This window comes from Peribacillus simplex (assembly GCF_030123325.1).
GTDB classification, from domain to species: Bacteria; Bacillota; Bacilli; order Bacillales; family DSM-1321; genus Peribacillus; species Peribacillus simplex_D.
Genome location: NZ_CP126106.1, coordinates 865956 through 886130, shown reverse-complemented (window position 1 = coordinate 886130; position 20175 = coordinate 865956). Strand labels below are relative to the sequence as shown.

General features: G+C 42.3%; 18 protein-coding genes. 1 reads left to right on the top strand and 17 read right to left on the bottom strand.

The annotated features are described in order from the left end of the window. Positions 1–106: 106 nt before the first annotated feature. The 5 genes from QNH43_RS27710 to speB all read right to left on the bottom strand — a co-directional run bounded on the left by QNH43_RS27710 (position 107) and on the right by speB (position 4789). Positions 107–199: a putative holin-like toxin gene (locus tag QNH43_RS27710; RefSeq protein ID WP_220126990.1), complete on the bottom strand. Its 93-nt coding sequence runs from the start codon at positions 197–199 to the stop codon at positions 107–109. Positions 200–368: 169 nt separating this feature from the next. Then, a complete protein-coding gene (locus QNH43_RS04255; RefSeq protein ID WP_283916911.1) occupies positions 369–1358 on the bottom strand; it encodes a D-2-hydroxyacid dehydrogenase in 990 nt (329 codons plus the stop codon). Between the two features lie 89 nt (positions 1359–1447). Beyond that, entirely contained in the window at positions 1448–2209 is a 762-nt protein-coding gene (locus QNH43_RS04250) for a class II aldolase/adducin family protein (RefSeq protein ID WP_283916910.1), read from the bottom strand. A gap of 41 nt (positions 2210–2250) precedes the next feature. Then, positions 2251–3690, bottom strand: coding sequence for a sodium:solute symporter family protein (locus tag QNH43_RS04245; RefSeq protein WP_283916909.1), 1440 nt, complete (start codon positions 3688–3690; stop codon positions 2251–2253). 100 nt (positions 3691–3790) lie between these two features. Beyond that, positions 3791–4789 (bottom strand): agmatinase, encoded by a 999-nt coding sequence (gene speB / locus QNH43_RS04240; protein WP_283916908.1) that lies wholly within the window; start codon positions 4787–4789, stop codon positions 3791–3793. 545 nt (positions 4790–5334) lie between these two features. Between speB and QNH43_RS04235 the strand changes: the two genes are divergently transcribed. Further along, a complete protein-coding gene (locus tag QNH43_RS04235) occupies positions 5335–6738 on the top strand; it encodes a sigma-54 interaction domain-containing protein (RefSeq protein WP_283916907.1) in 1404 nt (467 codons plus the stop codon). Positions 6739–6898: 160 nt separating this feature from the next. Here QNH43_RS04235 and QNH43_RS04230 read toward each other — a convergent pair whose 3' ends face one another. From QNH43_RS04230 to iolB, 12 genes are all read right to left on the bottom strand, one after another. Beyond that, the gene (locus QNH43_RS04230) at positions 6899–7912 is read right to left on the bottom strand and encodes a LacI family DNA-binding transcriptional regulator (RefSeq protein WP_283916906.1); all 1014 of its coding nucleotides are present in this window, start codon (positions 7910–7912) and stop codon (positions 6899–6901) included. Positions 7913–7979: 67 nt separating this feature from the next. Continuing rightward, on the bottom strand, positions 7980–8933 hold the full coding sequence (locus QNH43_RS04225; protein WP_283916905.1) for a sugar phosphate isomerase/epimerase family protein: 954 nt from the start codon (positions 8931–8933) through the stop codon (positions 7980–7982). Between the two features lie 41 nt (positions 8934–8974). After that, the gene (locus tag QNH43_RS04220) at positions 8975–10168 is read right to left on the bottom strand and encodes an MFS transporter (RefSeq protein WP_283916904.1); all 1194 of its coding nucleotides are present in this window, start codon (positions 10166–10168) and stop codon (positions 8975–8977) included. A 108-nt stretch (positions 10169–10276) separates the two neighbouring features. Further along, positions 10277–11131 (bottom strand): class II fructose-1,6-bisphosphate aldolase, encoded by an 855-nt coding sequence (gene fba / locus QNH43_RS04215; RefSeq protein ID WP_283916903.1) that lies wholly within the window; start codon positions 11129–11131, stop codon positions 10277–10279. Between the two features lie 41 nt (positions 11132–11172). Beyond that, entirely contained in the window at positions 11173–12018 is an 846-nt protein-coding gene (gene iolI, locus QNH43_RS04210; protein WP_283916902.1) for a 2-keto-myo-inositol isomerase, read from the bottom strand. A 4-nt stretch (positions 12019–12022) separates the two neighbouring features. Beyond that, positions 12023–12901, bottom strand: a complete 879-nt coding sequence (locus QNH43_RS04205; RefSeq protein ID WP_283916901.1) for a sugar phosphate isomerase/epimerase family protein — start codon at positions 12899–12901, stop codon at positions 12023–12025. A 48-nt stretch (positions 12902–12949) separates the two neighbouring features. Then, positions 12950–13981: a bifunctional inositol 2-dehydrogenase/D-chiro-inositol 1-dehydrogenase gene (locus QNH43_RS04200; protein WP_076367765.1), complete on the bottom strand. Its 1032-nt coding sequence runs from the start codon at positions 13979–13981 to the stop codon at positions 12950–12952. 48 nt (positions 13982–14029) lie between these two features. Next, complete coding sequence (locus QNH43_RS04195) at positions 14030–15442, bottom strand: sugar porter family MFS transporter (RefSeq protein WP_283916900.1); 1413 nt, start codon at positions 15440–15442, stop codon at positions 14030–14032. A 22-nt stretch (positions 15443–15464) separates the two neighbouring features. After that, positions 15465–16352, bottom strand: a complete 888-nt coding sequence (gene iolE / locus QNH43_RS04190; protein ID WP_283916899.1) for a myo-inosose-2 dehydratase — start codon at positions 16350–16352, stop codon at positions 15465–15467. A gap of 17 nt (positions 16353–16369) precedes the next feature. Next, positions 16370–18280, bottom strand: coding sequence for a 3D-(3,5/4)-trihydroxycyclohexane-1,2-dione acylhydrolase (decyclizing) (gene iolD, locus QNH43_RS04185; protein WP_283916898.1), 1911 nt, complete (start codon positions 18278–18280; stop codon positions 16370–16372). A 32-nt stretch (positions 18281–18312) separates the two neighbouring features. After that, positions 18313–19290 carry a 5-dehydro-2-deoxygluconokinase gene (iolC, locus tag QNH43_RS04180; protein ID WP_076367773.1) on the bottom strand — a complete coding sequence of 326 codons (978 nt, stop codon included), beginning with the start codon at positions 19288–19290 and terminating at the stop codon, positions 18313–18315. A 22-nt stretch (positions 19291–19312) separates the two neighbouring features. Further along, positions 19313–20128, bottom strand: a complete 816-nt coding sequence (gene iolB / locus QNH43_RS04175; RefSeq protein WP_283916897.1) for a 5-deoxy-glucuronate isomerase — start codon at positions 20126–20128, stop codon at positions 19313–19315. Positions 20129–20175 lie beyond the last annotated feature (47 nt).

Below are 20175 nucleotides of genomic sequence, written 5' to 3'. Positions count from 1 at the left end.
GTGTTCTCTGCAAGTTTAAAAAATCAAGGAATCAATACTTCTAATCCGCTATTTTTTTAAAACGCTTCCATTAATGATCCAAATAATCGGCCGGCCATCATAATCTTCAAGGATTCTTGTCATGATTTTTGAAATCAAGAATAGCAATTACAAACATGCCAAAGCTTAGCATTAGGGAAATAACTTCGAAAGTACCCATTCATACATCGCCTCCTTATATCCAGCTTTTCCTGATCAGAGATTGTCCTATACAAGAAAAAGATGAAGCGGTGGCTTTTAAACAAAAAAAGCAAACCCAATCTGGGTCTGCCCTCGTACTTCATTTTTATGATTGATCGTTGAACTTTCTTTCAAAAGACCGATTCCTGTTAATAACCAAGTTTTTTTTCCACAACGTTCATTAGGGGTTTACCGTCAGAAAAAAGCTTTAAATTTTTCAGGAATAATTCCATCACACGATCTAGGTGTCTGGAAGAGTTGTAAGCATTATGCGGGGAAATCATGACATTTCCCAGCTGCCAGAAAGGGTGATCCTTAGGTAAAGGTTCTACTTCAAACACATCTAGAGCCGCTCCTGCTATGTGCCCATTGCTTAAGTAATCGATTAAATCTTCATCCACAATCGTATTACCTCGGCCGACATTAATTACATAGCTGCCTTTTTTCATTTTATTTAAACGTTCCTTATTAAAAAAATATGAGGTATCTTTTGTATATGGAAGTGCCAAGACGACAAAATCGGACCTGGAAAGGACATCATCCACTTGATCCATACCCATTATCAAATCAGCAGGTTCATATTCTTTGTTCCTTTTTGAGGGATTCCGGCGGCACCCGATAACGGTCATACCTAGTGCTTTACATCTCTTTGCTATCTCATAGCCAATATCCCCATACCCTATTATCCCCACTGTCGCATTTTCAAGGTCTTTCACAGGAATTTCAACCCAGGTTTTGTTCATTTGATTTCGGATCATTGTCGGTATGCCTCTTGCTAACGAAGATAGCATCGCAATTGTATGCTCGGCTATCGGGACAGATGTGCAGCCTTTGACATTCGTGATGATAACATCGCTGTTTTGTATATCTTCATTCAGCATGGCCTCCACTCCAGCACTGTCTGAATGGACCCATTTAATCCTTGGAGCTTTTTTTATAATGTTAAGATTATCATGAAGCCCCAGCGTATAAAGGACATCAAACTTTGATAAATCAACTGTTGGCTGTGGTTCAGGTTGGCCGAATTCCCATGGCTCGACAACAACTTCTGAACAAATCTCCTTAAACTCATTGATGTATTTTTCCGGTATATCGACCCTGATATAAAGTGAAGGTGCCATTTTCTTAGAACCAGACATCATAAAACCTCCTCAAGAACCTCCGATTCCCTTTTCCCTCTTTTATGGGAAGGCAATCCGTTGCGATTATACCATGCCGCGCTTTATGATTACTTCAAGAAATCTGGTTGCTCTTTTCTGATTCTGTCCCAAAGAGGCTGAAAACTCAGCCATCCCTCATATTCCGTTCCCGTTTGTTCTGCCGTTAACTTTGCATACTCTTCTTCTATAAAAATCGGCTTACCTACAGATTCAGCCATTATCTGTGCTTGACATGAACGTTCCATCGTTATGAACCACCAAGCAGCTGAATCTACAGATTGGCCGACCGTTAACAATCCATGATTGCGGAGGATGACAGCTTTGTTTTGACCTAAAGCCTTAGCAATGCTTTTTCCCTCTTCGGATGCATAAACCACACCAGTAAAATCATCAAATAATGCATGGTCATTGTAAAATTGGCAGGCATCTTGCGTAATCGGATCTAACAGTCTCCCTAAGGAAGACCATGTCTTTCCATAGACCGAATGAGCATGTGCCGCTGCAATCGCATCCGGTCGCGCTTTATGAATTTCAGAATGAATGGCAAATGCAGCACCATTCACGGAATGTTCCCCCTCTACAATATCACCTTTATGATTAACCAATATAAGATCAGAAACGGAAATCTGACTAAAATGCATCCCAAACGGATTGACCCAGAAATGGTCTGTATATTTTGGATCACGGACCGTAATATGGCCAGCTATCCCTTCATCGAAACCGAACTTTGAAAAAAGGCGGAATGAAGCTGCCAAACGTTCCTTCCGGTGATTGCGTTCCTCTTCCATTGTATTGAATGTTGCGGGTTGCAGGGAAATTGTCTTTGTCATTTTTACTTTCCTCCTCTATTTTTCCGTTTTTTGCCGAGCCTTCAATTAACCATAGTGTCCATGTCAGCTTTACCATTTACATCTTGCTTTACTTTACTTTCGTTCTTGTGATCATTATTGGAACTTAGGAAAGTAATCGTAGTGATGACGACAAAACTAGTAGCGAGCCCGTACAGAATTGGTTGAGTGGAGGAAGGTCCATTAATCACCAATCCCACAATAATAACGATCATGCTGGCCAGAATGGAGTAAAATGCTGCAGTGGCCGTGACCCTCTTCCAAAAGAAACCAAGGATGATCGGAAAGAACACAGCACCGGATAAAATTGCGTAAGCTACATCTAATGCAACTAAAATATCTTGAATCCATATCGAAACGATTATGGTCAATACACCGATCGTTAAAGTTGTAATTCGGGATGTTTTTAAAAATTGTCGTTCACTCATTTTTGGACCAATATATTTTTTAATGATGTCATTAACAACTAAAGTGGACGAAGCAAGCAAAGTTCCTGACGCTGTGGACATTAGCGCAGATACCACACTCGCAATGACAACCCCCAATAGACCGGCAGGTAAAGTTACCATCGCTATGCTGGTAAATGCATTTTGTGGATCTCCTAAATCGGGAAGGATAATAAAAGCGCACATTCCAATGATACTGATTGCAATCGCATAAAAAACACTATATAGTCCCGCTCCAACCGTTCCGCCACGAGAAACAGCTTTGGTTCGTGCGGTAAAAAGACGCTGCCAAATATCTTGGCCAACAACTACCCCTAGGGTAAATAGTAGGAAATATTGAAAAATTGTCTCTCCGCCAATGTTTCCTAGCTCGAAATGTGATGCAGGGAGATTTTCTTTAAGCGAGCCCCACCCTCCTGCCTTTGAGATGCTCATCGGAAGCATGATAAAGAAAATACCGATCGTCATGATGACGAATTGCACGACATCAGTCATGGTGACTGACCACATACCTCCTAATATCGTATAAAATAAAACGATCCCACCCCCGACTATCATGGAAACCGTTAAATTCCAGCCAGCCAAAACATGTAAAATCGTCCCCATCCCAATCACTTGCGTTACAGTCAGCATGAATGTATAGATAACAGAGACAAGGGCACTGATCAATCTTGTCTGAGAGTTGTAGCGCTTCTCAAGCATTTCACTGATCGTCAATACTTTTAAATTAAATATCTTATTTGTTAAAAACAACCCGATAGCGATAATGCCGAGCCCGATCATCACCACTAGCCAAATACCGGATATCCCAAACTGATAACCTAACTTTGCTGTTCCTAGAGTAGAAGCACCCCCTAATATCACAGCAGCTAAACAGGATAAATACATAAAATGACCAAGATTACGTCCTGCCACAATGAAATCATCTGCCGTTTTTGCCCGTTTGGATCCGATTACTCCCACAATGATTAAAACAGAAAAATATAGAATCATGATCGATATATCCAAAATATGCATTTATACATCTCCTTTTGGGCTTGTTATGTTCTATCGCTTAGTAAAGAAGAAAGGAAGGGATTTCACCGATACCTTCCTTCTTTCCAGTAAAAATGAGGAATTAATTGTTAAGCTGTGTTTCCAAATCTCCGGCACTCTCTTTTTTCTCCAGTTTCCCTTTTTTTGCGAGAGCGATGAGTGTGATGAATTCATAGACGATATTAGCGGCTGCGGCTGCGGTGATTTGTCCGTGATCATATGATGGTAAAACCTCAACAAGGTCGAATCCAACAAAATCTATATTCGTCAATCCTCTCACCAAGGCTAAAGCATCATCAATGCTGGCTCCGGAAACTTCAGGGGTACCCGTTCCTGGAGCATAGACCGGATCTAAAAAATCAATGTCAAAAGATAAAAACACCGGACCATCCCCAACACGCTCATGAATGACCCTTAGCATCTTTTCGACCCCGATACGTTTATAATCGTTTGTCGTATAAACGCCCAAACCTAAATCCCGGGCATCCTGAAGATCTTCCGGTCCATATAGACCACCCCTCATACCAATTTGAAGAGATCGGGATACATCAATGAGACCCTCTTCTATCGCGCGGCGAAAAACGGTTCCGTGATTATACTTTTGATCAAAATAACTATCCCAAGTATCAGAGTGAGCATCGAATTGAAGCAGGGCAACTGGACCATGTTTTTTTACGATTGCACGTAACTCCCCTAGCGTAATGGAATGATCGCCTCCCAATGAAATGGGAATGATCCCTTTTTCAATGACGGGGGTAAGCTCTTCTTCGATCTTGTTATATGTTTCAGAAATATACCCCGGAATGATCGGAATATCCCCATAATCAATTCCTGATATATAGTCAAAAATATTAATATCTTGTTCTGGATTATAAGGACGTAAAAGGATTGAAAAATCGCGAATGGCTTCTGGTCCGAATCTAGCACCCGTTCTAAATGATTGCCCGGAATCAAAAGGAATTCCCGTAATGACAAAATCCATATGTTCATCTACCTGTTCAACAAATGGTAGTCTCATAAACGTACGCACTCCACAAAAACGGGGTGATTTGAATGAGTCTTTCGGTTGATACTTCATCATGTAACATCCTCCTAAATTCTAATTCTGCTATTATTATTTTTCACTCCACTGCAATGGCAGATGTCATACAAACTTCCATCTATTCAAATGGCTGTTTTCGAATACTTTGTTGCTATTCACCAAGTAATGCGGTGTGGTTGATTTCCCCTCCAATGCTCGCTTTCCGCGGGGCGGGGGGTGAGCCTCCTCGGCGTGAACGCCTGTGGGGTCTCACCTGTCCCGCTGCTCCCGCAGGAGTCTCGCACTTCCGCTCCAATCAATCTTAAATCGTTTCGTTTTAAAAAGAACAATCTTTACGAAAAGAGCCTTTCAAATAGAATGGACATATATAACACCTTGTTTGGAAATTCACTTCTTACCTTTTACATAAGCAAGATTCAGGCCAACTATTTCGCTGCGGTATATAAGGCTTTTCATTATTTTGTTTCATCAAATGATTAAAAACTTAATCATTTTCTTGTTTTTTAATTTAATTTTTGATTATTTAGACTTTTTGATTTATATTTTAATTAAACAGCATCCCAGAACCGAAAGGAGCGGAATGTATGTACGACGATATGCTGGAGGAAGAACTAAATAAGATTATTGAAACATCGAATAATAACATTCTCATTACCGATCAAGATGGAATCATTTTATATTCCAACCCAAAGCTTTGGGAGATTTATGGTATGGAAAGTGACTCTTATATCGGTACCTCCGTCTATCAATTAGAAAGCGAGGGCCTTCTCACACCTTCCATCAATGCAATTGTTTTAAAAGAAAAGAAAGCGAAGCGCATAATGCAGGAAACGAAAACGGGTCATGTTGTCATGTCGACTGGCTATCCCATTTTTAATAAGAAAGGACTTCTCGTCAGGGTAATCAGCTATGGGCAGGATCAAACCGAGATCCTGCAATTGCAGGATCAATTTGAACAATTACAACGAAAAGTAAAAGGCTATCAAACGGAAGTCGAGGATTTAAGAGAAAAGGAACTGGATTATCATTATTTGATTGCTAGAAGTAATGAAACGAAGCATATTTTAAAAACGATCCATAATGTTGCAAAAACCGATGCCACGATTCTTTTATTAGGTCCTTCCGGGGTAGGGAAAAGCACTTTTGCCCGTGCTGTTCATGACCAAAGTAACCGAAAGAAAGAACCTTTTATCGAAGTGAATTGCAGTACGATACCTGATAGCTTGTTTGAATCGGAAATATTCGGCTATGAGCCGGGATCATTTACAGGGGCAAATAAACAAGGGAGGCAAGGCCTGATTGAGCAGGCTGACAGCGGAACCCTTTTCTTGGATGAAATCGGGGAACTCCCACTTGCCATGCAAGCTAAATTACTGAAAGTATTACAGGAAAAAAAGATAAAGCGCATAGGTGGAAAAAAGGAAAACCATATTAACTTCCGCCTGGTTGCAGCAACTAATCAAGATTTGAAGGAGATGGTAAGTGAAGGTAAGTTTAGATTGGACTTATTTTATCGTTTGAATGTGATTCCCATCCAAATTCCGGCATTACATGAACGTAAAGAAGATATCCCTCTCTTAATTCAGCATTACTTACAGAAAACCAGTGATAAATACCAGAAATTCAAAAAAATCCATCCATCAACTTATGAAGTTTTGACCCATTATCATTGGCCAGGAAATATTCGGGAATTAGAAAACTTAATTGAACGGTTAATCCTGACCATCGAAGAACCAATTATATTTCCCGAACACCTTCCGCAATCCATCACAGGGCAAATTGAACAGCCTGAAGACTCCACCTTCCTCGCAATCGAACAGGATTGTGAAGAGAATTTCGATTTAAAGAAGACGCTGGAAAAGGTTGAAAGGCAACTGATTGCAAAAGCATGGAAAAAATGTAAAACCACATACGAAATGGCAGAACATTTGGGCATCAGCCAGCCAACAGTCATCTATAAATTAAAGAAATACAAAAAGTATTTGTAAATTCATCAGGACTGGAATCCACTAAAAGTGAAATTTTTGAATCAAAAATAAGGCCAATTAAAAGCCCTAACATTCAATCTAATGGTTACTTTCAAACGAATAAGGCTTCCATAAAAGGAAGCCATTCAATTACTAACATAGCAATTTTGCCAAACATTTTTTATGCATTCAAGCTTTTTTCCAATTTAGAACCGCAGGATTCGCGGATGATCAACTCATCTTCCAGAACGAATTTTTTCTGTTCAATGGTTCCGCCTTTCATTAAGGTCAGCAATAAGTTCGTTGCCTTTTTCCCTATTTCGTACTTAGGTTGGTCAATGGTCGTTATATGAGGATTAAAAATCGATGCTATTTTCAAATTATCAAAACCTACGACAGCAATATCCTCGGGAACACTCAAGCCTTGATCCTGGATCGCCTTTACAGCTCCCAGCGCCATTTCATCATTAAAAACAAAGACTGCTTCAGGCTTGTTTTCCAGCGATAATAATTTCACCATCTGGTCATAACCCGAGTCAATGCCATAATCCCCTTCCTGGATGAATTCCGGGTTGACCTTCAAGTGATGGCTATTCATCGCCTGCTGGAACCCCCCTAGGCGATCCCGGCTGAGAATGATATTCATAGGCCCTGTTATATGGGCAATCCGTCTATGTCCAAGCTTGATTAAGTGTTCCGTAACTTTTCTGGCACTGCTTACATTGTCGATCGATACAGTTGGAATGTCCAGTCCGTCCACGTATTCACATGCCAGTACAATCGGAAATTGATTTGATAGTTTTTCCAGGCTTTCCCTGTTCATTCTAGCGGTAAGGAGTAACGCTCCATCTGCCTGCTTTTTGTATAGCAAATCGATATATTCCTTTTCCCGTTCAATGTCGTTCTCCGTATCTCCCAATATAACCTGATAGCCATTTTCTACAGCTGTATGCTCAATGCCCCGAAGCACTTCGGAAAAAAAGGGCCTTGTTATATCCGGAACGACGACCAGAATGATCTTTGTCTCTTTCGTCCTGAACTGACTGGCAATCATGTGAGGCTTGTAATTCATCTCTTCAATCACCTGCAGCACCTTTTGTTTAGTATCCTCGCTGACTAAATCCGGCTGTCTGAGCACTCTTGAAACGGTTGCAGGAGATACGTTTGCCAATTTCGCCACATCGCTCATTTTCATACTATTATCTCCACCTGCCAATTTCTTTTTTCATTTTCATTAAGTCCATTATAAAGTAATTTAGACTTCATGTTAAAACATCGAATTCTCTAGGCAACGTTTCTTTCAAAATATTCATGGATTTTTTCACGCCCGTTATTGGTTCCATTGTCAAATCTTCCATTTCGAGAACGATGGGCCCTTCATAACCTATCATTTTAACGATAGTAAAAAACTCCTTCCACCAGCCACTGTCGTGTCCATAACCGAGTGCAACATAATTCCATGATCTATCTGAATATTGGTTCATCGGTTTCACATCAATCAATCCCTGGACATCATATATCCCTCTTTCTAAGCGAACATCTTTTGCATGTATATGATAAACTGCGCTTCCTAAATTCCTTAAAGCTGCGATGGGGTCACCGCCCATCCAAAATAAATGACTCGGATCAAAATTCATGCCGACCGTATCACCGACTTCATCCCTCAATTTAAAGAGTGTCTCGGAATTGTAAACTAAATTGCAGCCTAGATTTTCGATGGCAACCTTTCTAACTCCATTTTCTTTAGCCGTTGTCACAGCTTTTTCCCAATAAGGGAACGCCACCTCATTCCACTGCCAATCAAGCATCTCAAAATGTGAGGGCAAAATGGGATGTGTCAGCCAATTGGGCGTCCTGTCACTTGGTCCGCCGCCAGGACACCCCGACATCATGACAACCGTTTCGACTCCTAAAAGCCCAGCTAGCTGAAAGGTCTTATTAACAACGGCTTTATGCATGGTTCCTTCATCTGATGGATCAAGCTGATTGCCAGAACAATTCAACGCTGCAATGCTTATCCCCCTTACATTTAATTCATTTAAAAATTGCTTTCGTTTTGCGGTGCTGCCAAGAAGCCCATCGAGATCGAGATGTGGAGCATCCGACCAATTACCGCATCCAAGCTCCAGTGTCTCTATCCCCTGATCCACACACGTATCCAGCATCTCTTCAAATGGCATGTAACCTAAAATGTCCGTAACTAATCCAACCTTCATAAGTTCTCCTCCTCTATTTAAACTAGCATCCATTTCATCGCTTAGTTCAATTTCAAATTATGTTTTGTTGCTTTCATTTCAAGGCGACTCCATACAATCATAAAGAACACAGCGGTTGCACCTAATGATCCAGCGAAATAAAATCCTGCAGAAATACCTAAATGTGAAATCAATACTCCTGCAATGAAAGGTCCCGCAAACATACCAATCGCATAGATTGCTTGATATGCCCCCATTGCCGTTGCCCTTTTTTCTAGGGGAATCGACTCCACTGCCATTCCTAAAAACAAGGGAAAAAGAGTGCCTAATGAGAATCCATTCAATCCTTGGATCATAAAAAGCATCCCTTTTGTATCTATTAATGGCGTACATAGTGTAAAAATGGCCGTTAGTCCGAATGCTAGTTTCAGTAACCTCCATTGTCCGAATAATGGTACGAATATTTTTCCGCTAAACATGGTGGCAATGGCATGAGGAATCATGAATGAAAAGATGACCATGCTGATCTCTTCAGTCTGGAGACCAAGCTTTAAAGCAAATGTCGGGGTGAAGCCGAACATTGTCGTGAAGATGATGCCATGTGCGAGAATGGATAGAAATGATACTTTTAAAAGTGCCGGTTCAAGCATGACTGATACGAGTTCTTTCAATTGAATAGGCTCTTGCGGAAAATCTTCGTTCGATTCGTAAATAAAAAGTGAAAGGACGATACCAACGAAACCAATAAATCCTCCCATCCAAAAAGGTGCTTGCCATCCCCATTGATCGACAATGTATCCGCTGACCACCATTCCAAGCAGCTGTGCCAGAACCACAGCTAACGAGATACTGCCCATCGCTCGGTGAAGATCACGTTCTGAAAAATAGCTGGAAAATAAAATGGTGAAGGCTACCCAAGTTGCAGCGGCAATTCCAGCTAACGAGCGGGCCAAAAGGATCCAGCCTAAACTATCGGCCCATGCAAATGTCACGCAACTCAACGTACTCACGACCATTCCAAATATAATAAAAGGTTTTCTTGCTTTTATGAGGTCGGAAAAAATCCCGATCGGAAGCCTGAAGAGAAATTGCATCAGCCCATAACTGCCTAGTACCATGCCGATAAATGCATAATCCCCTCCAATCGTCTCAAGGTAAGGAGACAAAATGGGAATATAAATGAAATTTGAAAACCAAAAAATAAATGAGAGCACTAAAAATAAAAATCTATTGCGTGCGTTATGTAACAAAGTCATTGCAACACTTCCCCTGACCAGCGAACTATTTTTCAGCTATGGCATCTCATGCAAAAATTGGATGTACAAAAAGGTGCCCGCAGCGTAATCGGGAACACCTTTTCATTCTTAAGCCTTTCCACTTGTATTGAACTCTGCCATTTTTCTCTTCACGACGGAGATGATAGCTTCTTTCGCTGGTGTGATGATGGCTCGCGGCTCATATACTTTTCCTTCAACGGCGAATACTTCCCGAATCGTTTTTGCCCACACTTGTATGCTTTCGGTATTGACATTTATTTTAGCGTGTCCAAGTTCAATTGCTTTTTTAATTTGGTGCAGCGGAATACCTGAGCCTCCATGTAAGACGAGAGGTATATTCGTCATGTTCGAAATTGATTCCATCTCCTCAAAACCGAGTTTAGGTTCTCCTTGATACGGGCCATGAACCGAACCCAAAGCAGCCGCTAGAGCATCAATTTCCGTTTCTTTTACAATCCTCCTGCATTCATGGGGATCTGCATATTGAATACCTCCAACGAGGCCATCTTCCGTCCCACCGACTGTCCCCACTTCCGCCTCAACGGAAACACCGTTCTTTTGGGCATAGTCGACAACCATTTTGGTGATTTCAATATTTACATCTATTGGATGACGGGAGCCATCGATCATGACCGATGTAAAACCCGCATCGATCGCTTTCTTGCATCGTTCCACATCCATTCCATGATCAAGATGAAGGGCAACCGGAACCGTAATGTCCATTTCTTCCATAAGGCTTTTTACCATGGCCGCAATCGTTTTAAATCCGCCAAGATAATCAACAAGCCTGTCCGATGCCGCAAGTATGATCGGCGCTTGTTCCTCATTGGCAGCTTGTAAAAACGACTGGGCGAATGCCAAACCATTAATATTATATTGACCCACAGCATACCTTTCTGCTTTTGCTTTTAAAAGCATCTCTCTCATTGATACTAAAGGCATTATTCCTTCACCCCCTTATTCCCGAGATTGCATGATCCACTTTATGAGTTCTGCAGTGCAAAATGTTTCGAAATAACTTGAATTGCCGTTTCTTTTGCTGTCATAATGGCTTCTTCAGCATCGAGTTCATAATATTCCGGACGGAACAATTCCACAGAGGCAACGCCAGAATAACCAATTCCCTTCAAGATGGATAATATGCTGTCTAAATCTATGGCACCATGCCCAGGCCATACCCGGTCTTCATCCGTCAAAAAGCCGATCGGAAAATCCTCTGTATCATCAATGTGTAAAATGAAGATTTTCGCCCCATCCGCTTTCTTCAAGTCATCCAAACTGGAACCCATGGCATGGAAGTGAAAACAGTCCAGCACCAACCCAACATTATCACGGTTGACCGTTTCAACGATATCGTATGCCTGACCGAATGTATTCACAGTACATTGCGGATGCCCGACAAATTCCACTGCAATTTTGACGGCAAACGGTTCAGCGATATCGGAAAGCTCAGTCAATACTTCCACACAGCTGTTTTTAATATCTTCTTTCAATATTTTCGCTTCCGTTACAAGCGGAACCGCCACCACATATTTCACACCCAATTTCTCAGCCATGATCATCATGTTTTTAAATTCGTCTATTATCGCCTTATGGCCGTCTTCATCTCGGTTATTAAAGAATACGAGCGCGTTGAAGGCAAGCGGTTTAATATGATTTGCGTTAAAAAATTCAGCTAGGTCTTCAATAGAGTGCTCTTCCAAATACTCAGGCAATTTATCCATGGTACGGATTTCGATATAATCGTAACCATGTTTTTCACAGTGTTTGAGATCTTTGACCAAGTTGGAATTTTCAAGTGTTGTCGCTTGGTTGAAACAAAGTTTCATTCTGTCATCCTCCAATTCTTTCTGCTAAACCCAATCCGTCTCTCATTTTTTCAAGCATAAGCTTACTTGACCAGTCTGCTTTGTCGATCCAAGCAAATACTGCATTTGTCGCGATGCCGTCAAAATTCATTTCTTTCAGTTTTTTGAAGATCGTATCAAAGTCAACTTCCGCTTCGCCGATGTTCAAATGCTGGTGGACGGTTGCCTCGACACCTGGAGGATTGACGATATAACGGAGTCCGTTGGATGCTTTATGATTGAATGTATCAGCAAACAAGACATGTTGCAGGCGATCCCCGGCAGAATCGAACATAGGGGCGATATCGCCTTTGCCATCATCATAGAAAAATGTATGTGCGGTTGAATACACAAGGTTGATCCACGGACGGTCAAGGGCACGGATCATATCCATCGCTCTCTCATGCGTTTCGATGAAATCGAATGGGTGTGCCTGCAAATTCAATTTAACGCCTTCCCTTTCAAATACCGGAAGGAGCTCATCCATCGATTTAATGAATTTCTCTTCACAGATAACTTCATTGAATTTAGATCCGTTAAATTCACTATTCATCAGGTCAACATCCAATTCCACTGCAACTTCAATGGCACGTTTCCAATTTCGGACTGCGGCCTGGCGTCGTTCCTCATCAGGACCGGCCCAGTAGTAAAGCGGAAGCAAGGATGATATCTTCACACCTGCGTCGCTACACCAGCGTTTCAAGTTCTTAATCTGTTCCTTATCCACTTTAGGATATTTATAGAATGGACAAAAATCTTCCCTCGGTGACAGTTCGATATATTCATAGCCTAGTTCGGCTGTTTTATCGACCATTTCTTTTAATGATAAATTGGCATACATCGTAGGATCCAAAGCTAGTTTCATTGGTCTTTCCCCCTATAAATTATTTTTCGTTTCAATGCATGGCTACGTTCACTGTACAGTGATTTTTCCCGTATAAAAGGCCGGCTTCTCTTCAAGGTCAACAGATTCTTTCTGTCCGGATTCTTGTGCTTTTACACAAGCATCAGCTGTTACGGCAGCAATGTATCCGTCCCATGAAGTCGGACCATTCGGCTGACCTGTCTTTATAATGGAATCTATGAAATCCTGTATTTCTATGTCATATGCTTCCACAAAACGATCTTTCCAATCTACCAAGATATTCGTGCTCCGTTTTGCGCCTTTCCTTGTCACGATGCTCGCTGGTTCAGGAAGATATGCAACACCTTCCTCACCAATGACTTCACATTGGATATCATATCCATATTTACAATTCACGAATACTTCGGCTTGAATGACAATCCCGCTCTTCGTTTCCATTATGATGAGTTGGGGATCTTTTAAGTTAGCATGCGCGCGGCTTGCTTTTTTCGGGTAAATGACTTGAACTGATTTGTAATCATCGCTGATTAACCAATGCAATACATCAATCTCATGAATCAATGTATCAACGACCGCCATTTCCGTCGTATATTTTTCATCCACTTCTGGGTTGCGATGTACACAGCGAACCATGAGCGGCTCGCCAATTTCATTTCTATCAATGGCTTCTTTCAGTTGTACGTAACCGCTATCATAACGTCGCATAAAGCCAACTTGCACCAAACGCTTACCGTGTTTCATTTCCGCTTCGGCAATTCTCCTGCAGCCTTCCGCGGTTGTTGCCAGTGGCTTTTCACAGAATACATATTTGCCTGCTTCAATCGCATTCAATACGTTTTGCTCATGTGCAGGGCCCCAACTCGTAACAAGCACAGCATCAACATTTTCCGAGTTTACCAGTGATTTGTCATCCGGATATACAAGTGCCTCAAGTCCATATTGTTTCACGACCTGCTTTGCCGCCTCTTCATTCACATCGGTTACAGCCACAATTTTCCCTCCGGATAATTTGTCTGTAATTCTTTTAATATGCTCCCGGCCGATGGCACCCGTTCCTATTACACCAAAATTTAATGTCATGATCATTTTCCTCCTTTTATACATATCTGGTTCATTACTCTAAAACTCTTAAATTATTTTTGTCATTTCCTTTGCAGGTTCTTTTCCATGATTGCGGAAGTTTTGTTCAAGCTGTTCAAGTGTAAGTCCTCTCGTTTCCGGTAAACATTTTTTCACGAAGGTGATAGCCATGATGCCTAAAGCGAAAAAGATATAGAATGTGATAGACAATCCGACTTTATCTAGTAAAACCGGGAATGTTAAGCCGATTAGAAAGTTCACGACCCAAAGGAAAAATACGGTGACACCCATACCGAGCCCACGTACTTGAAGCGGGAAAATCTCTGAAAGCATCAACCAGGTAACCGGTGAAATGGCCCCCTGCTGAAAGGCAAGGAAAGTGACAGTCAAGGACAAAATGATATAGGGAAGGGCAGCCGTCCCTTCAAGAAGGGAAGATAAGACGCCAATCAATAGCAATGTGGTCGTAGTCCCGATCAAACCGGTTAAGAGCATTGGACGGCGCCCGATTTTACCAAGCAGCCAAATACCTAAAAACGTTGCCAAAACAGAAATGATACCGTTTGCAATATTCCCGATCAAAGCAGCTTTTGTCTCAAACCCTGCATCTTTTAAAATTTGGGTACCATAGTACATGATGGAATTTACACCCGTTATTTGCTGAACGATGGCAATCCCTATTCCAATAAAGACAATTCTCCGTATCCATGGGACTGTCAAATCTTTATATGTTGCTTTTTTAACATGGTTCTCCTCATCGAATGTCGCTTTGATTCCCTGATATTCCGATTCTGCCTCATCCATTTTACGTATTCTTTTCAAAACTTTCAGGGCCTCTTCATTTTTGTTCTTGGACACAAGCCACCTTGGACTTTCAGGCAACCTGATCATGCCAAAGAAAAGAAGTATGGCTGGAAGTGATGCTATTGCCAGCATGTAACGCCAAACATGTGAACTGTCACCCATCGTTGTCCCAAGAATGGCGTTGAAGATGAATGCAAGCAGCTGTCCGCTAACAATCATTAATTCATTTTGGGTGACGATCCTGCCTCGTCGTTCAGCAGGAGACATTTCCGCCAAATAAGTAGGAACGGTTACTGACGCCCCGCCTACCGCAAGGCCGAGTAGAAAACGGCAGACAATCATGACCGTAACATTCGGTGCAAACGTGCATCCAATGGTGGAAAGGAAAAAAAGTACCGAAAGAAAAAGAATGTTTTTTCGGCGGCCCGCATAATCGGAAAGCCTGCCTCCCAGAAACGCTCCAAGTGCCGCGCCTAAAAGAAGTGAACTGGCAACAAGTCCTTGCGTAAGTGAATTGAGATTAAGTTGATCCGCTTCGGACATGAACGGCAAGGCACCGTTAATGACACCTGTATCATATCCGAACAAAAGACCGCCTAACGTCGAGATAATAATAATCTTGCGTAAGAATGCCATTTGATTTCCATCATTACTCAAATTAATCACTTCTTTCTAGTTTTTAATCTTGAACTAGGAGCAGCCTGTCATTTATATACTTACGAGCGATTAATGCGTATTCCAATGGATGGGCAACGGACGGATCTTGTTCCGCCTCAACTACAATCCAGCCTTTATAATGATTTTCCAGTAATATATGGTAAGCTTCCACAAAGTCAATGCAGCCGTCACCAGGCACCGTGAACATGCCATTTAAAAAAGATTCTTGAAATGATTTCCCCTTTTTCCGGCACTGCTCCAGCACGTTATTCCTCACATCCTTGAAATGAACGTGCCTAATGCGGTCAATATGCTTTTGCAGAAGGGACATGCAATCTCCATCCGATACATAAATATGTCCAGTATCATATAACAGATGCACCTTCTTTTCGGTATTTTCCATAAGGCGGTCAATTTCACTCAGTGTCTGGACCCCTGTCCCCATGTGGTGGTGATACACCAGTTTTAAGTTGTAAAGTCCAGCAATAGCCCCGAGCCGATTCAGGCCCGTACACAACATTCCCCATTCTTCTTCAGTAAAGTGCGGCTTTTCCTTAAATACATCGTACCTTCCGCCTTGGATACTGTAGGTCTGTTCGGATACTACCGCTACATCTCCATCGACAGCCTGTAAATATTTGCAATGTTCATGGAAATCCCTTTCTGCTATTTCGATGCCATCACGGATGATGAAACTGCTGAACCACTGACCGGCTATTTTTAAGTTCCGAAGCTGCAGCTCTTTATTCAGGACCGCCGGTTCCGGAAAGAAACCTCCTACTTCGGTCCCCTGAAATCCTGCCACGACAATATCGCTTAAAAGGTGGGATAAAGTGTTTTCAGCTCCGATTTCCGGTATGTCATCATTACGCCAGCCAATTGGGGCAATCCCCCACGAAATCTCCTGCATTTTCTGACTTCCCCCTTTTAATATTGTTTGGCCATTTTTAATTTCTCTTGTCTCGCTTCATATGCCCTTTGTATACTTTCTCGTTCAGATACCTCTGCCACGCCAACGTTCCACCAGGAGTCATAACCATCCGTCATCGTTTTCGGCAGAACCTTCATTTCTATTAATGTAGATACCGACTGTTTCTTTGCATCCTCCAATGCAGCTTTCAGCTCATCGACTGTATTGGCCCGATAAGTTTTGGCTCCGTACCCTTCCGCCACTTTTGCGTAATCAATATTCATGATTTGATTATCATGTGTTCTGAACTCACAGCAATATGTTCCGCTGCCATTCTCCATTTGCAGATTGTTGATGCAGCCAAAGCCAGAATTATCAAACAATAAAATATTGATTTTATGATTATATTGGATGGCTGTGATCAATTCCGAATGCAGCATCAGAAAACTTCCGTCCCCTACCATTGCATAGACTTCCCGGTCTGGATGGGCAAGCTTAGCTCCTAAAGTTCCTGCAATTTCGTAACCCATGCAGGAGAATCCATATTCAAGATGGTACGTGTTTGGCACGCTTGAATGCCAGAGGCGCTGCAAGTCACCCGGAAGTGATCCGGCTGAACCGACCACCACACTTTCCTGATCGACCGTATCGTTTATTGCAATCATCGCAGTGGATTGGGCCAATTCAGTTTTTAATGCATCCGAGTATTCATTCAAGACTTGCTGTGAAAACTGGCTTTTGATTTCAGGCTTGAAATTTTCACGGCTGAAAGTGACTTGACCTAAACGGGTCCGTTCGGAAAGCCACTCCTCCTTCCAATTTCCAACCATTTCCCCATATTCGGTTTCATAGCCTACTAGTAACGCTTCAAGGTTCTCGAGCGCCACTTTTGCATCAGCGACGACCTGAAATCCATCTAATTTATAGGTTTGAAGGCGGCTGACGTTAATGTTCAAAAACTTTGTCCTTTCAAAATCAAATGCAGTTTTGGAAGACGTCGTAAAGTCCGTATAGCGGGTCCCGACACCAATTACGAGATCTGCCTGGCGTGCAGCCTTATTGGCAGCCATCGTACCGAGAATGCCGACACCGCCCAAATTCTTAGGAAAAGATGATTCCACCGTCGATTTACCTGCCTGTGTTTCCACAAGTGGAATGTTATGCTTTTCTGCCAGCTTCATCAAAATATCCCGAGCTCCGGAATATCTTGCTCCGCCACCGACGATGATGATCGGCTTCTTACTTGCTCTAATTCTCTCGGCAGCTCCTTGCAGTTCCCGTTCTACCGGAATTTTCCGATCTAAATAATGGACTCGTTTTCCAAAAAAATGTTCATCGAAATCGAATGCTTCCCCTTCTACGTCCTGTGAGATGCATATCGTCGCTGGCCCGGCTTTCCCGGGATCGGTCATCACCTCGAAGGCCCGGATCAGACTGGACATGAGCTGCTCAGGGCGAGTGACGCGATCCCAATATCTTGATACTGCCAGAAAAGCGTCATTAGTTGTGATGGCCGTACTATGCTCATGCTCAAGTTGCTGAAGAACCGGATCCGGCTGGCGTGTCGCAAATGTATCAGCAGGAAGTAAGAGGACAGGAATATTGTTGGCAAGTGCCGTCCCCGCCGCAGCTATCAAGTTTGCAGAGCCTGGCCCGGCAGATGTAGTGACGGCATAAATTTTCCTTCGTAGCATTTCCCGGCTGTAGGCGATTGCTGCGTGTGCCATCCCTTGCTCATTCTTTCCTTGAATCACTTTCAAGTGGCCAGCGTCCTGTTCGAGTGCCTGACCAATTCCAACGACATTCCCATGGCCGAATACATTAAATATCCCTTCTACAAACGGAGACTCTTCACCATCAACATGAATGTACTGCTGATTTAAAAACTTGATCAGAGCCTGGGCTGTAGTCAACCTCACTGTTCCCATCTTCTGTTCACCCCTCTATGTAGATAAATTCCTTACACGCGTTCGGCAATTAAATCCTCGATTTCTTCTGCAACAGGCATCGCCTCAGATGAACTGTGCTTGCTTACAACTATGGAAGCGGAAGCACTGCCAAACTTCAAAGCGCTTTCAATCCCTTTGCCGCGCACTAACGCATATAAGAAAGCTGAAGCATATGAATCCCCTGCGCCGAATGTTTTCAATACTTTCGTTTTATAGGATTTCGCTTTAAATACTTCTCCTGATTTGGCATAGGCATATGAACCCTCGACGCCATGTTTGATGACGACCAGGTCTGCGGAATGTTCAAACAAGTAACGGACGGTCCTTTCATTCGTACCTTTTTCGATATTTTCCATTACATCATATTCATCACGAGTGCCAATCAAAATGTCTGATTGTTCTGCGACTAACGAATAGTAAACGGAGGTTTCTTCAATGGAATTCCATGTATATGGACGGTAATCCAATTCAAATATGACTTTTACATCATTTCTTTTTGCAAGGCTGACGGCTTTTAAAACCGCCTCACGTGATGGGCTTTTTGCTAAAGCAGTTCCTGAAACCAATAAAATCTTTGATTTTTTGATATATTCTTCATGCACTTCCGAAGGTGCTAAATGAAGGTCGGCTACATCATCCCGATACATCAGGATACTGCATTCTTCAGGACTTTTAATTTCCGTGAAGGCCAGTCCCGTTTTATGCCCTTCTTGATCGATTACCATATTCGATGTATCAACACCTGCCTCACGCATATAACTCTCGATGAAACGGCCGTGCTGATCATCTGCAAGCTTACCGATGAATCCGACTTTCAAGCCTAATTTTGCACTTCCGATGGCAACATTGGCAGGTGAACCGCCCACGTATTTTGTGAATGTCATGGTATCTTCCATCGGACGGTTATATTCATTGGCATTCAAGTCGATGCAGGCACGGCCTATGGCAATCAAGTCAATTTCCCTATCGATATTAAAAGTATAGTTCATCCGGTTAACAGCTCCTTTTCCTTTAACGATTCAGGATCCACTCGTGATCGGGATCATTGAAAAATTTCCATGTCCTTGTCGGACCGGCCATAACATTCAAATAATAGGATTCATAACCATCAGGTACGCCTACCGGATGATAACCGGCGGGTACAAGTACGACATCGCCGTTTTCAACCGACATGGTCTCATCAATCGAACGGTCATCTGTATATACTCGCTGAAAAACGAATCCTTGAGGCGGGTTCATTTCATGATAATAGGACTCTTCCAATAACGACTCATTTGGTAAGTTATCCTGATCATGTTTATGCGGAGGATAGCTCGACCAGTTTCCGCTTTCTGTGTATACTTCAACCACCAGAAGGCTATTCGCATACGGAGCTGAATCCGGTAATATATTATGCACCATCCGCTTATTGCTCAAAATGCCCCTATGTTCCACGTCAATATCCCCCGCTTTAATCCATTTAGTCGGAAGTTGCTTATCAGAAGGCGAATAACACAGCGCCACTCTGGCCTTGGTTATCGCTTCCATTTTAAAGCCTCTATCATTTGACACGTAAATGCTATCAGTTGGCACTTTATCAAATACACTATCGCGTGTGCCTAAATCACGGTATACATTTTCGCCTACAGCCACATTGATTTTTCCCGTAAGAGCAACAATGCAGCATTCTGTTTTATTTAACGATTCCGAATATTCAGCATCAGGAACCAACTCCACTATTTTGAATTCAACAAATTCTAAAGGAGAATTTCCTTTCGTTACTGCTTGAACGACTGTAACACCTTCAGCGACCTCTTTTTTTACCGGTTTTTGAAGCAGTTTACTCATATGTACCTCCTTGGTTTTCAAAAAATCCGGCCCGTATCCAAACGGGC